Here is a 14,787-nt window from a genome sequence, read left to right as displayed (position 1 = left end):
GTCTTGATGTGCATCATATTTCTTTACTGTGTCTCACCTTTTTAGAGTATTGATTTTTAAACCTATTACAAAAAAGAGGAGAAGCTTTTATCAGCTTCTCCTCTTACATTCCACGTCGAAATTGTTTCTACTTAACACTCTTCGTTTTCAGCGTTCAGGTTCTCTTTTACATCTTCACAGGCATCTTCTACACTGTTTTCCACTTCCTGAACCGTTTCATCGAAACGCTCACCCGCATCTTCCGCTGGGCCTTCACTACAGCCAAAAAGTGCTAAAATTGAAACAAAACCAAATGCTTTCGCTAATGTAATTGCTGATTTCATAATCTATCTCCTAAAACCGTTTTAGTACGTTAAATCCCTTTTACCTGGGAGCTCGTGCTTTACCAAAAATAAACGAAATAATCATAAAGGCGATAAACACAAAAAATAGAATTTTCGCCATACCTGCCGCAGCGCCCGCGATTCCGGTGAAACCTAACACGGCTGCGACAAGTGCTAGGAATAAAAACATTACAGCCCAACTCAACATAACATTCTCCTTAGGCAGTTAGCTCTTGCAACTGCTTCATTTGATCGTGACAAGCTTGCATTCTGGTTTGGATTTGCAGTAATACACTCTTGCATTTAGGTGGAAGATCTTTACTTAACGCTTTATCAAGCTTGCTCAACACTTTGTCTTCCACTTCTTCTAGCTGAGAAATATAGGTGTGCTCTTTGTCGGTGCTCACCATACTAACCAACTTGGTGTACGATTCACGAATGTCGATGCTAAGTGCTGAATCAGTCTCTATTTCACCCTCGTCGATAAGAACAAATGGTTGTAGATCCGAGATTGCTTGCGCTTTATCTACAATCATTTGGTCAAATACGCGGTTTAATTCGATATTATCTAGCTTCTTCTTAGCTTCGGTGTAAAAATCTACACCACCATTTAATACTTTAATGAGCTCTTTTACCGGCTCCATGTCGTAATTTGAATCTGCCATAAATAACTCCTTTCGCTTAAATATTTAATAAGTGCATTTTGCAAATATTATTTCTGTCCTTTTCGTTAATGCAGATTAAATGCCAAATTATAAACCTTTATTTTACAAGGGTTTTTAATATAAGAACTTTCAGAGCGGTGAAAATATTACAAACTAGATGTAAATTATTCCTGTGATAATTGCGCACTTAAGGTCGTACTGCCTTTTGCATTGAAATCCATCGTCCTAATAGGGAAAGGAATTAAGATATCGTTATCAGCTAAAACACGGCTAATTGTACAAATTGCTTGGTGCCTGACCACCATAAAGCCGGGATCCGCTGGGTAGTCTATCCAAAACCACACTAATAGATTAATAGAACTATCACCAAAAGACTCTGCATAGACATCCGTTTCTTTTTGGTTTACTACGAAATCAAGCTTATTAATGGCCTCAACAATCACCTCGCGGGCTTGTTCTGGGTCATCCGCATATGAGATACCAACTGGTACTTCTATCCTTCGCTTACCAAGCTTAGTGTAGTTTTGTAACTCATTCTTAAAGAGAATTTTGTTGGGAATATAAGACAGCTGGCCGTAAAAATTTTCTACCAAGGTATTTCTCAAATTGATTTTGCTTACCGTGCCAAAGCAATCCTTGGTTCTGATAATGTCACCGACCATAAAGGGCTTTCTGACTCCCATCACAAATCCAGCGATGAGGTTTTCAGTCATGTCTTGGAATGCAAAGCCAATAGCAAGGCCAATGATCCCCGCCCCAGCCAACAATGACATTACGGCACCTGATAGTTTTACTATATCTAAAGCGAAGAAAATCCCAATGGCAATAATAGAGACTTTAAATATGGAACTAATAAGAGAAGCAACTTGTTCTGTCTTTATTGCTTTTTTAATCGCTTTAGAAAACCAAATAGATGATATTTTAGCCAACATTGTAAAGAATATTAGTATCATTAAGGCTAGGATCATATTCGGTAGTAACTGCACACCGGATTCAAGCCAAGAGATTAACTTATCATTAATTAACGTCCAAAACTTTTCTAAATTCATAATTACTAACTCCTATATAAGTACGCAACAACGTTCGAATGCAGTAATCATTCCTACTGATATTAATTAGCCGTTCATGAAAAAGGTAATTATTACAAAGTAATGTAAACATTTTCTCGGTAAATTCTTCCTTAAAACTTACCCATAAAATAAAAATATATAAAATTCAGCAATTTACAACATGGCACAACAACTGCAGTAGGTAATTCGACTACGAAATTAAAGGAGTTTAATTATGAAAAAGACATTAATTGCAACTGTACTTGTATCTTCACTTACTACTGCTTCAGCTTTTGCTGCTGATAATTCTTGGGAAAAAGAAGCAAGCGATGCTTGGATAGACGGTAAAGCAGAAGCGACGCTACTTTTCAACGGTGAGCTGAACAATTTTGACATTAACACAGATGTAAAAAATGGCGTTGTAGTGCTAACTGGTAAAGTTGAACACTCAGTAGACAAAAAGCTAGCTGAAGAGCTGGTACTAGGTATCGATGGCGTAAAAGAAGTGAAAAACGACCTGACTATCGTTGATATGTCAGATGAACGCAAAAAAGAGCGTAACTACGAAAGCGATAGCGGCTTTACTGACGCAAAAATCGCAACAGTAATTAAGTCTCGCTACCTGTTTGACACAGATGTAGATGGTACTGACATCGATGTTGATGTGGAAGGTTTAGTCGTAACACTAAACGGCCATGTTGGTAGCGAAGCTGAGCGCAAACTTGCTGTGCAAATCGCGAAAAACGCCAATGACGTTAAAGATGTAAAAGATAACCTTCGCGTTACTAAAAAATCATAAGCAATTTTGATTTGAGGGGGCACTCCCCCCTCCCATATTTATATTGATTTAAGGAGTAAAGATGAAACAATTAACTATTGCCGCTGCGCTACTAGCTTCTCTAGGTCTTGCATCTACCGCTGCTCACGCGGAGTCTGATTTTGGACTAGAAGATTATAAAATTTATACAGGTATCGGTTACGGCCAATACTCTTTTCAGTGGGAAGATCGTGAGAACGACACCTCGTTCGACGATGACTCGTCTATGTTAAAAGCGTATGTAGGTACAAAAATCAATCCATATTGGAGCTTTGAACTTGCCTATGAAAACTTCGACGAAGCAAGTGACATTGACAACTCTGCTGAAATCGACGGTATTTCTTTATCTACACGTCTCTCAGCCCCATTAAACGAATACTTTTCAGTTTACGCAAAAGGTGGTTGGCTTGAATGGGATGCAGATATCTATGCTGATATTCCAGCTGTAGGTCGTGTTTCATCTAACCTTGAAGGTGGCGACTGGCTTTATGGTGCTGGTGTAGAGTTCCACCTAAACGAAAACATTAACATGCGTTTAGAATATACGCGCTACGAACTTGAGGACGATATCGACCCAGATATGGACGTAGCAGCAGTCTCAATCGAGTATCAATTTTAAACAGTAATTTTGGCTTTATAGCCTCCCAATTATTTCCCCTTTGACTCAGTCCTGGCTCTTTCACAAGAGTCTGGTTTTGGCGCTACCACTTGGTAGCGCCTTTTTTGTTTTCAGCGTATGGCTCTCATATTGAATAATGTGAGTGCTTTCTCGCGATTCCTTTGTTTGCAGAAAACAGCATTTAAAGATAGAAAAACTCTAGATGTAATATTTGCCATTCACAGCTAGAAATAAAACCTGTCACTTTTTTTAAACTCTACACCCTGTAGGTTCTGCTATGTAACATTTACACCCTTCGTATCGCATCTACCGACACAAAACATGAGATAAATCTAATAGACTGATATTACTAAACTTTTAAGTTGGCAAAGGGTTTGCAACGAATACAGTGAACTAAACGAATAAGGAGTAGTTTATGAGTAACCAAGCAAACCAAACACAGACAAGTAACACAGCAAAACCACAGTCAAATGGCCATGATTCTAGTCACCCAGTTACGGATCAAATTGCAGATACATTACATGCGTCAGTAGATTCACTGCACGCTTCAGCATCTCGCACTGAAACCTCGCTGCGTGAAAAAGGTCATAACTCAAGCGAAGCCATTGGTGCCAAGCGTAAAGAGTGGGAACGTGCGTGGAATACATCTGGTGTGAAAAAGTATGCAACGGAAAACCCAGTAAAAACGGCTGGTATCGCATTTTCACTCGGTATGTTGGCAACTATGCTGTTAAGGAATAAGTAATCATGCAAGACCAAGCTCAAGTAAGAGACCGTCAAGCAGCAGCTCACGAGCGCACACCAGCGCTCGCTGAGCTTAAAGATTCTGTGTCTCTATTATTCGACAGTTATCAGCAAATCGCTGAAGCACAAATTAACCTATTAGGTGCGAAGTTCAGAGCTAATTTAAAAACTTTATGTATCGCGCTCGGGTTAATTCTGTTTTCTTTAATTTTAACGGCAATGGTATGGGGCAGCTTGCATGTGTTATTTGCTTACGCCTTAACCTACGCAGGCCTAAGCTGGTTTATTTCTGCCGGTATTGTACTTACTATCAATATCGCAATGATTTATTACCTGATCGTCACCGGGCTAAAGCTCTTTAATAACAGCATAAATGACCTGACGTCTGGGTTTTATACTTCAGTTGCGAAGCAGGAGGCCAGTAATGACGAAGCTCGCTGAATTCATCACTGATAAGTTGCACCAAGAAGTGGTGATAGAGAAGAAAAAGCTCATTACCGCTAGACATTTTAATCACCTTACCCAAGTGAAAGCCAAAAAAGTATTTACCGGCGCGATTAGCTCTCCTCAAGGGTTGGGCTTCATGTTTATGTTTGGCGCACTCAGCGCTAAATATGGCAAGTTTGGTGCACTAAGAAAAATCGTACTTCTACAAAGAATAGCGCAAGGTATCATTTAATTCCTTGCGCTATTCTTTGGTTCTTATCTAAACCAGCTTTTCTTTAATTTCTTTCAGATCCACCAGTGTTATAGGCTTTAACAACACGTCATCTACTTGTGACTCGGCCAATTTTTCCGGCTCTGGATCAAAACCACTTGCAATCACGATATGCTGATTAGGATCTTGTGCTTTAATCTCTCGCGCAAGCGTAAGCCCAGACTTATCGGGCAGACCTATATCCAGTAAAATCGTGTCAAAGCGCTCAGGACCAACAAAATGCTGCCAACAAGTTTGCGCGCACTCTGCCGTAACCACATTCACTTGCAGTGAATTAAGTAACAGCTTAAGCAGGTTGCGTGTATCTGCGTCGTCTTCTACCACTAAAAACCGCAAAGTACCGGTAGTTTGCGCCACATCATCGCTAGATGTTGCCAACTCGTCACTCAAGTAGTGAGCTAAATATTCTCCTAACTCAGAGACATTAACAGGCTTGCTCATCATATCGCTAAAGCCAAGCGCCATTAATTCTTCTTTTGTGCCTTTTTGAGCGGCCGCTGTTAGTGCGACAACAGGTAAGTCAATACCACGCTCTCTGAGCGCAACAATAGTGTCTCGACCATCCATTCTTGGCATGTGCAAGTCCATAAAGACTAAGTCATACTTATCTGGATCATCCTTAAGCATCGCAAGCGCTTCAATGCCATCGCCCGCAATTTCAGCGGTTGCGCCGGTTTGACCAATCAGGGTGCGCAACAACATCTGGATCTCACTAATGTCTTCAACGATAAGGATATGCCCTTGCAAATCAGATGGAAGCGAGTTATCGGTCGCATTTTGGGTTTTATCTAGCATCAATGGCGCCAGAGTCATTTCATCGATAGCACCAAGATCAATACTAAAACCAAACTCACTCCCCTCTCCCAAGGTTGACTCAACCGCAAGCTCGCCTCCCATCAGTTTAATGAGTGCAGAGCTAATAGCTAAACCAAGACCAGCACCTTCATCCGTGCGCGTTGTGACGTTTTGTACTTGTTCAAAAGGTTTAAATATACGTTTAAGCTTCTCGCAAGGAATACCAATACCTGTATCAATCACCTTGAACTCAAGTTTTGCATCAGCTTGTAACGTGATCTCAACCTTCACGAAACCGGAGCTTGTGAACTTAATTGCATTATAAATAATGTTGATAAGTACCTGTTTTAGTCGTGTTTTATCAACCTTTACATCTTGAGGAAGTGGTGTTTTAGCTTCAATGCTAAAACTCAAGCCTTTCTTGGCTGCGGCCATTTTAAACAGACTATATAAATCACTTAGAAAGCTATTCAAACACGTGCTTTGTTTATTTAGCTGTAACCGATTTTCATTTAGCTTGGATAGGTCGAGTACATCATTTAATAAATTAAGTAAGTGCTCGCTATTGTTATTGATTATAGAAAGCTCAGGCTTAACATTCTGCAACTCTTCCCGAGATAAGAGGAGATTGGTGTAACCTAGAATAGACGTTAACGGCGTTCTCAACTCATGGCTTAAATGTGCCAAAAAGCGGTCTTTTGCTCGACTGTCAGACTCGACTCGCAATCGCTCCAGGCGTTCACGTTCAAGTTCTTTGCGTGCCAAAGCATAGCGAATGGAACGAATAAATCGAGCGCTGCTTATTTCTGACTTAAGCACGAAGTCTTCAGCACCCGCTTTTAGGGCTTCGTTATCTAACACTTCATCTGATTGCCCCGTCAGCATGATTATCGGCGTATGAACCTGTCTTGCTCTGGCTTCTTTTAACACGCTCAAACCGGTTTGTGGGCCTAATTGATAATCCAATAAGCAGAGATCGAAGCCATTACTCTCCAGTGCTTCTAGCGCTTGATGGTATTGGCTTTGCCAAACGAGATTAAATTTAAAGTTAGGAATAGACTGTAAATAATCTAAGGTTAAAATATAATCGTCTTCGTCATCTTCAATGAGCAGCACATTGACTTCACTGACCGACTCCTTTGTCATACTAGCCTCCACAAATGAAGTGATATTAATTCGTTTGGGTCGTCACGTTATGTTGAAACAAGTATAGGACGACTTGCGGTGAGGTAGCGCTTGTTTGCACAAGCGCTATGGGATTAATTTGGCAGCTCTACTATTTCAATCCAGTACTTGCCTAAATGTTTCATCAAATCAACTAAACCATCAAAATCCACGGGCTTAGTAATATAAGATGCAGCGCCTGAGTCATACCCTCTCAGTTTGTCTTCTTCCTCTTTGGAAGTAGTTAAGATAACCACGGGTATAGAACGTAGTATTGGATCTTTTTTGATTTCTTGTAACGCTTCTCTACCATCCATTCTTGGCATATTCAGGTCAAGTAAAATGAGGTTCGGTCTTGGATATCGTTGTTTATCAGTAAACTCTCCCTCATTTCTCAAATATTCCAAAAGCTCAACCCCGTCCTTAACAAACTGAAATGCATTGAGTACTCGGCTTTCTTCTAAAGCGTCTTGAGCCAACAAGCGATCATCTTCGTCATCATCCGCCATCAAAATATGGATTGGCTGAGTTTTTTTATAGTTCATTCTTCAGTTCCTGAATAATTGGTGTTGGTTCAGCGAGTAATGTGATCGTGAATTTAGCACCTTTACCATCTTCACTGGTCGCTGAAATCGTTCCGCCGTGTCGCTCAACAATGCGTCTACACACGGTTAAACCAATGCCAGTACCAGCATATTTTTTTCTGTCATGTAGTCGTTGAAAAGGCGAGAATATTTTCTCAGCATATTCAGCATCAAAGCCAACGCCATTATCTTCTACCACAAAAGTATAAGCATCTTGACTCATCAATTGGCTGCTTTCAACCGCGATTGTAATAATCGGATCGCGCCCTTCTACTCTGAATTTAATAGCATTGGAAAGTAGATTTAAAAACAGCTGGTGTATTTGACTAGCATCACATTTTATTGTCGGTAACACGTCCGAGTTCACGCTCGCACTACTGTCATGAACTGCAATTTCTAAATCGTCCAACACAAACTGTAAAACTTGGTTGAGATCCTGTTCTTCAAAAGGCTTTGCTCTGGTGGTAACTCGGGATAACTCAAGCAAGTCAGTGATAAGCGTTGACATCCGCTGTGCGGCACTCGTCATTCGAGCCAAATAATCCTTGCCCTTGTCATCAAGGTGCTCGCTATAATTCTTTTCGATGCGATCACCAAAAGCGCGGATCTTTCTTAGTGGTTCTTGCAGGTCGTGAGAGGCAACAAACGCAAAGTCTTCGAGCTCTCGGTTGCTACGATTTAGCTCTTCAGCGTAATGTTCTAGTGCTTCGGTACGCGCTTGCACCTTTTCTTCTAAATGATCGTTTGCTTTTTCTAACTCGCTCTTTGCTTTCTTTGCGCTGCGTAGATTGACGACCAAAAGTAGCAAAATAGCAAAAATCATCACGGCGCTCAGCAAAGTAAATACAACGATATTAACTTGCGCTTCTTTGCGGACACGTTTTAACTGATTCAGCTGAATAGTCCGGATGTCCACTTCTGCGGCCATGATCTGAGTGAACTCTTCTCGTAGATCCCCTCCAGAATCCGCAGCTCGGTCAAGTAATAAAGCTTCATTACCTGTATCGGTATTACGTGCAACAATCACCGTACTTTGCAAAGTTTTAAATCGCGCTTTTACCCCTTCGATATAACGATTAATTTTTTGCTGCTGTACATCGCTTTCAGAGTGATTCTGACCAACTTTAGCTATGCTCTCATCAAGGTTTTGCAATGCTTTTATAAAAGGTGCTAAATCGCTTTCTTTATTTGAGATTAAAAATGCTCGTTGTCCTGCCTCCGCATTTAACATCGCAATATGCAGCTGATCCAGAGACATCATTACTTCGCTGGTGTTTCGGATACTCTCTTGAACTTGGTTTAATTCTTTAACATTGTTAAAACCGATTAGGGCATTGGACGCTACAAGGCCAACACTCACAACAACCGCAAACCAGATAAAGTTAAGTTTATTACTTAAGTTCATAAAATAACTAAACTTGGACTCATTGTTCACTCATCATTTCCTTGCTCCACCAGCGTCTGTAACAGCTCGCTACACTCTTTGGTTGCTTTAATAATCGTATTTGCTATCTCGATTATCTGTTGTTGAGAATCAGGTTGTTCAGCGATAAGTTTGATCAACTCTGAATTCATTGAAATTTGATTCAAAGGCTTGCGTGCGTCATGCACTAACTTCGCGAGCGTACCTTGATCATGTTGTGTCATTGTTCCTCCCCCGAAATTATGACTGTGTTTCTCCCTCATAAGCGTTTAAACGGTTGTAGAGCGTTTTTGTACTGATCCCAAGCATTCGCGCGGCCAGCGTCTTATTTCCTTCTACTGATTCTAACGTTTGATAGATCAATTCTCTTTCTACTTCTTCAATCGTTTTACCTGGCTTCATTTCAGGCGTTGGTACTTGAATCGCATTTGCTCTGCTTGACGTGCCCACCTGTGGTGGAATTGAAGCGCGATTTAACTGCGCATGCTCCACCATGCGTTTCGCCTGTGCGAATGGTGAGGCGAAGTTCGCATCAAATACTAAGCTATGGTCATCGTGATCCGCCATAATATAGGCACGATGGATTGTGTGTTTGAGTTCACGTACATTACCGGGCCAATCATATTCAACCAAGCGGCTCATATCTGCCGCCTTAATTACATACTGACTATTACCTTTTTTATTCAAACCCTGGAGAAAATGCTCGGCGAGTAATGGAATGTCTTCTTTTCTCTCTCTCAGCGGTGGAATATGGATTGGAAATACCGCCAATCGGAAATAAATGTCTTCTCGCAGTACATCATTGGTAGCAATATCTTCAACGCTACGGTTAGTCGCTGATATTACCCGACAGTTTACTTTTATCGGCTTTGTGCCACCGACCCGTGTCACCGTATGCGTTTCAAGTACACGTAACAAGTTTGGCTGTTGCTCTATTGGCATTTCGGTTAATTCATCTAAAAACAAAGTGCCATTTTCTGCTTGTTCAAATACTCCGACTTTTTGAGCATTTGCTCCCGTAAACGCGCCTTTTTCGTGACCGAATAGTTCGCTACCGATCAAGTCTTTCGGAATTGCACCACAGTTTACGTTAACCAAGTCCCCTGTCACTGTGCTGGCATTGTGAATTGCGCGGGCAAACATTTCTTTACCTACACCGCTTTCCCCCATCAACATCACATTAGCATCAGTACCCGCAACGCGCTCTATCATCTTATATAGATGTTTCATTTTGGTAGACTCGCCCAGCAACACACCAAAATGTGCTTGACTCTCGGTTCGCTTGGCTTTGTTCTTAGAAGGGCTTAATGCGTTTCTAAAATCGTCTGCATCAACTGGTTTAGTGAGATAATTTAACCCATCATGACAAAGCTGCGACAATGCTGACTTTACTGATGGATGTCCCGTAACCATAGTTATTGGTGTACGGATCCCTGCTGCTCTGATTTCATCAACTAAATGTAAACCACTGCCATCTGGCAGCATAAAATCAAGAAAGATATGATCAAAACTTTGTGTTTCTAGCCATTGTCTGGCCGACGCTAAGTCATTCGCTAAACACGCGTCATGGCCTAAGTATTCGACAATGCGACAGGCCAGCTCTGCAAAATCATGATCATCATCTACTAATAAAACGGTTTTCAATTGAGTCCCTCTCTCAATACTCCAATAGTGTTTCCACTTTTGATTTTTATCTCACACACTACACACTAATGAATGACCGAGAAATACCTAATTCGGAACCATTACGTTCAGTGCGTGTTTCTGGATCACTATTTCAATACTTTTTGCACTAAGCACTTCACCATCTAGTGCAAAGTGTTGTTCTTGCTCAAATTCTATGTTTATCTTTTCGCACTGCTCGGTGCGAATATTAGAAGGTTTGCCGTCTAATTTAGGTAAAATAAGTTCGGCTACCGTAAGATTCTGCGCACCATCCGGCTCAACCGGTAAAATCGTAATATCTAGTTTGCCATCGTCATAGATTGGCTCTCCATGACCTTGAGCAAGAATTGTGGTTTTTGGTGCTGCATTCGCTACAACCAGACTAACACATTCTATTTGAGATTGCTCAGCGCCATCAAAGCTCACTCTAAAATTAAGGGGCTTATTCTCACTTACCGCCTGCCAAAGGCCTCGAATATAGGCTAATTGCCCCGAGTTATTCTTTTCTTCACGCCCAGCCTTTTCTATCATTTCCTGACCAAAGCCAACGGCTGCCGCTAAAAGCGCGGTGCGGCCATTACAGTTCATTATATCAATAGGCTTAGTTTTACCCGCTAAAATTGCTTCACAGGCACGGTTAATGGGATCTATTTTTGACAATGAACCGAGTAACACGGTCGCTAAGGAATTTGCAGTACCTAAAGGCAATATACCAAACAGTACATCGTGTTGATGAACACCATGAGCAACACTTGCTAATGTGCCATCACCGCCCCCTGCGATGATGATATTTGGCTGTTTATCAGACATGATCTGTTTAGCCAAAGCTGCAACATCTGTCTCTTTCTCTGTAAAGTGAATCGATAAGTTATATTTTTCCGTCAGCATACCCACAATGTCATTTTCATAGGTAAACCATTTACCTGATCCTGATACAGGGTTAATAACTAACGCCGCCTGCTCACTATGGGTAAAGTTTTGACTGTGATGTAGCTTTGTCAGCCCTTTTAGCTGATGCTTGTTTAACCTTGCCGTTTCACGGCGGTTTTGAATTTTTTCGAGTGCTTCTCGGACGGTATAATCGGGGTTGGTCGCGAGTAAATAAGCAGTACAAAAGAACACTGAGCGTCCTCGACCTAACGCACAATGCACCACAACCTTTCGCTTTAGCTCGTGCTGCGCCGCTATCCATGCCATACCATGCGCTAGTTGCTCTGAGGTAGGCGCTTGATGATCTAACACTGGAATATTGAGGTAATGTAAACCTTGTTGTTCTGCAGACCAGTTTAACCCATCAAACTCCGCAGTTACGTCTAAAATAGCTTCAATCCCTTCCGCCTTAAGCATATCCACATCGCTTGGAAATAACCGACAAGCAACAAATAAATTATCTGTAAGCGGCTGAAATGCATCAACAACATCTCTACCTCTTTCAATTGCATTGTATAAATGTACACAGCCTAAGTAAGGCCAAAATAGCCAGGTTATATACCAAGGAATTTTGCCTGTACCGTGCTTTCTAAATATGTGCGGATAGTTGGTTGCATAAGCAAAAGTAACTAAAGAAATAGAGACGGTAAACCACGCAAGCGGCAACATTAGCCAAGATCCAATACTGTGGATCGTAAGTGCGGCTAAACAGAGACTTGCAAACAGGTAGTACTTGAGCATTTTCATTGCCTTTCCTTAATTATTTTTGTCGCCTACGGCTTTTTATTATCGCCTTATGCGGAACTCTCTTAGGTTTGTACATATGTAAGTAAGTATAGGTATGCATTTCTTAATCTGCGCTGATTCATCAACTTGTTTATGATAATCATGAAGATACTTAACTATAGCTGAGACTATTCGCAAAGAAATAAAAAGTGCGTCTGGGTATTTGTAACGACTTATGCAAGCGCTGCTACATAAGTATTCAGCCACCATTAATCCATTAAAATTTCTAATGTGAAAATCATAAAATTTATCAGTTGAATGAAGCATAAATGATCACCATAATGGCGATCCTTTAAACGCATTTGGAGAACCAAACAGACAATGGCAAACGAGCTCGACTGGCTACTTAACTTAATATTACTTACTTTAGGTTTTGGTGCCTTTTTTATTAACCATAAAACGCTACTAAGAGTAGCTGCTGTGTGCGCATGTGGCGTACTTTTTATCTCGTTTAGCCTTGATCTGATGAACACCAGTGTAATTTCTAACCTTAGCTTGATTTTGATAAATACTTTTTATCTATTCAAAGTCTATACCTTTGGTCAGCTGGAAGTTCACTAGTTCCTAGCGACTAGTTCCCAGCGACTAGTTCCCTATTTCACTTCGGTGCGCTAAAATCATGGCCATCATTGCTTGTTAATGGAGAAGCAGTATGGCCATGACTGATGAAGAGCTATTTTTAGCTTCAATGGGCGACGTCACTCCGCTCGCCCAAGACAAAAAAGCAGAATTACGCCGTCACAAAAACGAACCTACTATTTCGCAACTCGCAAAACGCGAGGCCGCCGAGCAAGAACTTGAGTTTGATCCTAATTACTTATCTACAGAGTACGTCGATCTATTAGATCCACACGATCTACTCGCCTATAAAAAAAGTGGCGTCCAAGATGGTGTATACAAAAATCTCAGATTAGGTAAATACCAAGTTGATGCTACCTTAGACTTACATGGCAAACCCTTTCATGATGCCCGTAAAGCCTTGTTTGACTTTGTTACCGATTGCCATGCAAAAAGCATCCGAGTGTTGTTATTAAGGCATGGTATCGGTTTAAACAGTAAACCCTTTCCCGCTGTACTGAAAAGCTATACAAATAAATGGCTGCAAGAAATGCCGCAAGTGTTGGCATTTCACTCTGCACTAAAATGCCATGGTGGTAGCGGCTCTACTTACGTACTACTAAGAAAGAGCGAAGAGAAAAAACATGAAAATAGAGAGCGTCACGCTAAACGTTAAAAAAACAAAAAGCCGAGTAACACTCGGCTTATTTGCTATTTGCGGTGGGTGTCGTCCCCTGAAGTTCACTTGCACTAGCTTGATTAAACCAAGCCGATACACCTAACAAAATAACCGAAACCACAACAAGTGATAATTTCGCGCCACCTTGACTTTGCTTCATGGGTTAGACCTTTTTATTATTGTTTTTTTGTTAAATTAATGCATCATTCATAAACACTCAAGATGTTTTTTTATACAGTAGTTTACACTATTCTCTTTACACCTTGCTCTGTGGTTAATTACAACCATGTAATCAATTAGTAACCCTGCTTTTTCTGAACTAAATGAACAAGTGTTTTGCCCTCCTGCATGGCTAAATAGTTGTTAGCAATTTGCTCAGCAGCCGTATTTAAACTGGTTAATGCAGCAACATGGGGAGTAATACTAATGTTTGGCTGCTGCCAAAAGGCATGTGATGTAGGGAGCGGCTCAGTGTCAAATACGTCTAAAATAGCTCCGCCAAACGTCTCAGCCGCTAGCGCATTGAGTAAATCCGTCTCGTTAAGATGACCACCTCTTGCAACATTAATGAGTACGCAATGATCTGGCGCGAGTGCAAACAGCTTGGCGTTCAATATCCCCTTGGTATGTTCAGTCAATGGTAGCAGGCACACAAGATAATCAATACCTGAAAGAAAAGCAGCTAGCTCATCTTGCCCACTGAAGTGCTCAATATTGTCGAGTTGTTTTGCAGAGCCGGACCAACCTTTGATGTTAAATCCATTTACGTGTAGCTTATGCGCGACCGCAAGGCCAAGTTGCCCCATCCCCATAATACCAACCGTGCGACCTGCTCTTGCGCGCCTTGGCTTCCATATTTGCTGAGATTGGTTATCCCCGTACTCTCTAACTCTAAGCTTATGGCTTAATAGTTGGCCTAATACATATTCAGCCATATCATCCGCTAAATTTGGGTCAACGATACGCGCAACTTCTACATGTGGTGGTAATAGCTGCATCGGAATGCTATCAACACCGGCACCGTAGGAATGCACTACTTTTAAATTAGGAAGCTGTGACCATAACGTCTCTGGCGCATTCCATGCCAGCACAAACTCGACCTCCTTTAATAAGCTAACATCATCAACGGGCCATTCAAGCAAGGTTTGCTGCGGCAACAGTGCTGCTAACTTAGCAACTAACTTGTCATTATTACGACCAGTAACACAAATAAGTAAAGCCATATTGTTCCTTTATTCTCGCTACACGCTATCACTGCAAAATAAATG

Annotated in this window: 19 protein-coding genes; 7 read left to right on the top strand and 12 right to left on the bottom strand. The window is 41.2% G+C overall.

The window, feature by feature from the left end; translation table 11 throughout:
* Positions 1–131: 131 nt before the first annotated feature.
* From EXT47_RS04430 to EXT47_RS04415, 4 genes are all read right to left on the bottom strand, one after another.
* Positions 132–323 carry a hypothetical protein gene (locus EXT47_RS04430; protein ID WP_010378936.1) on the bottom strand — a complete coding sequence of 64 codons (192 nt, stop codon included), beginning with the start codon at positions 321–323 and terminating at the stop codon, positions 132–134.
* Between the two features lie 40 nt (positions 324–363).
* Positions 364–531: a DUF1328 domain-containing protein gene (locus tag EXT47_RS04425; RefSeq protein ID WP_010378934.1), complete on the bottom strand. Its 168-nt coding sequence runs from the start codon at positions 529–531 to the stop codon at positions 364–366.
* Positions 532–541: 10 nt separating this feature from the next.
* On the bottom strand, positions 542–988 hold the full coding sequence (locus EXT47_RS04420; protein ID WP_039496879.1) for a PA2169 family four-helix-bundle protein: 447 nt from the start codon (positions 986–988) through the stop codon (positions 542–544).
* Positions 989–1,152: 164 nt separating this feature from the next.
* Entirely contained in the window at positions 1,153–2,037 is an 885-nt protein-coding gene (locus tag EXT47_RS04415; protein WP_039496878.1) for a mechanosensitive ion channel family protein, read from the bottom strand.
* Between the two features lie 235 nt (positions 2,038–2,272).
* Here EXT47_RS04415 and EXT47_RS04410 point away from each other — a divergent pair, with 235 nt between their 5' ends.
* From EXT47_RS04410 to EXT47_RS04390, 5 genes are all read left to right on the top strand, one after another.
* Positions 2,273–2,836 (top strand): BON domain-containing protein, encoded by a 564-nt coding sequence (locus EXT47_RS04410; protein ID WP_010378923.1) that lies wholly within the window; start codon positions 2,273–2,275, stop codon positions 2,834–2,836.
* A 61-nt stretch (positions 2,837–2,897) separates the two neighbouring features.
* Entirely contained in the window at positions 2,898–3,473 is a 576-nt protein-coding gene (locus EXT47_RS04405) for an outer membrane beta-barrel protein (RefSeq protein ID WP_017216222.1), read from the top strand.
* Positions 3,474–3,888: 415 nt separating this feature from the next.
* A complete protein-coding gene (locus tag EXT47_RS04400) occupies positions 3,889–4,218 on the top strand; it encodes a hypothetical protein (protein WP_130125970.1) in 330 nt (109 codons plus the stop codon).
* A gap of 2 nt (positions 4,219–4,220) precedes the next feature.
* Entirely contained in the window at positions 4,221–4,658 is a 438-nt protein-coding gene (locus EXT47_RS04395; RefSeq protein ID WP_039496874.1) for a phage holin family protein, read from the top strand.
* Entirely contained in the window at positions 4,642–4,896 is a 255-nt protein-coding gene (locus EXT47_RS04390; protein WP_010378914.1) for a hypothetical protein, read from the top strand. Before EXT47_RS04395 ends, EXT47_RS04390 begins: the two co-directional genes overlap by 17 nt.
* A gap of 27 nt (positions 4,897–4,923) precedes the next feature.
* Here the strand turns inward: EXT47_RS04390 and EXT47_RS04385 are convergent, their stop codons facing one another.
* The 6 genes from EXT47_RS04385 to EXT47_RS04360 form a co-directional block, all read right to left on the bottom strand.
* Positions 4,924–6,876, bottom strand: coding sequence for a response regulator (locus tag EXT47_RS04385; RefSeq protein WP_039496869.1), 1,953 nt, complete (start codon positions 6,874–6,876; stop codon positions 4,924–4,926).
* A gap of 113 nt (positions 6,877–6,989) precedes the next feature.
* Positions 6,990–7,439: a response regulator gene (locus tag EXT47_RS04380; protein WP_010378908.1), complete on the bottom strand. Its 450-nt coding sequence runs from the start codon at positions 7,437–7,439 to the stop codon at positions 6,990–6,992.
* Entirely contained in the window at positions 7,429–8,913 is a 1,485-nt protein-coding gene (locus tag EXT47_RS04375) for a sensor histidine kinase (protein WP_130125969.1), read from the bottom strand. The genes EXT47_RS04380 and EXT47_RS04375 overlap by 11 nt, the downstream gene beginning before the upstream one ends.
* Positions 8,910–9,125, bottom strand: a complete 216-nt coding sequence (locus EXT47_RS04370; RefSeq protein ID WP_010378905.1) for a histidine kinase — start codon at positions 9,123–9,125, stop codon at positions 8,910–8,912. Before EXT47_RS04370 ends, EXT47_RS04375 begins: the two co-directional genes overlap by 4 nt.
* A gap of 16 nt (positions 9,126–9,141) precedes the next feature.
* Complete coding sequence (locus EXT47_RS04365; protein ID WP_039496864.1) at positions 9,142–10,545, bottom strand: sigma-54 dependent transcriptional regulator; 1,404 nt, start codon at positions 10,543–10,545, stop codon at positions 9,142–9,144.
* An 87-nt stretch (positions 10,546–10,632) separates the two neighbouring features.
* A complete protein-coding gene (locus EXT47_RS04360) occupies positions 10,633–12,243 on the bottom strand; it encodes a diacylglycerol kinase family protein (RefSeq protein WP_039496862.1) in 1,611 nt (536 codons plus the stop codon).
* Positions 12,244–12,603: 360 nt separating this feature from the next.
* Here EXT47_RS04360 and EXT47_RS04355 point away from each other — a divergent pair, with 360 nt between their 5' ends.
* A complete protein-coding gene (locus EXT47_RS04355) occupies positions 12,604–12,843 on the top strand; it encodes a hypothetical protein (RefSeq protein WP_010378899.1) in 240 nt (79 codons plus the stop codon).
* A gap of 91 nt (positions 12,844–12,934) precedes the next feature.
* Positions 12,935–13,516: a DNA endonuclease SmrA gene (smrA, locus tag EXT47_RS04350; protein ID WP_039496860.1), complete on the top strand. Its 582-nt coding sequence runs from the start codon at positions 12,935–12,937 to the stop codon at positions 13,514–13,516.
* A 28-nt stretch (positions 13,517–13,544) separates the two neighbouring features.
* Here smrA and EXT47_RS24180 read toward each other — a convergent pair whose 3' ends face one another.
* Both EXT47_RS24180 and EXT47_RS04345 read right to left on the bottom strand, forming a co-directional pair.
* Positions 13,545–13,679 carry a hypothetical protein gene (locus EXT47_RS24180; RefSeq protein ID WP_010378895.1) on the bottom strand — a complete coding sequence of 45 codons (135 nt, stop codon included), beginning with the start codon at positions 13,677–13,679 and terminating at the stop codon, positions 13,545–13,547.
* A 136-nt stretch (positions 13,680–13,815) separates the two neighbouring features.
* The gene (locus tag EXT47_RS04345; RefSeq protein WP_039496859.1) at positions 13,816–14,742 is read right to left on the bottom strand and encodes a glyoxylate/hydroxypyruvate reductase A; all 927 of its coding nucleotides are present in this window, start codon (positions 14,740–14,742) and stop codon (positions 13,816–13,818) included.
* Positions 14,743–14,787 lie beyond the last annotated feature (45 nt).

It is taken from the genome of Pseudoalteromonas sp. CO342X (assembly GCF_004208915.1).
GTDB lineage: Bacteria > Pseudomonadota > Gammaproteobacteria > Enterobacterales > Alteromonadaceae > Pseudoalteromonas > Pseudoalteromonas maricaloris.
This window is presented reverse-complemented; position numbering and strand designations above follow the sequence as displayed.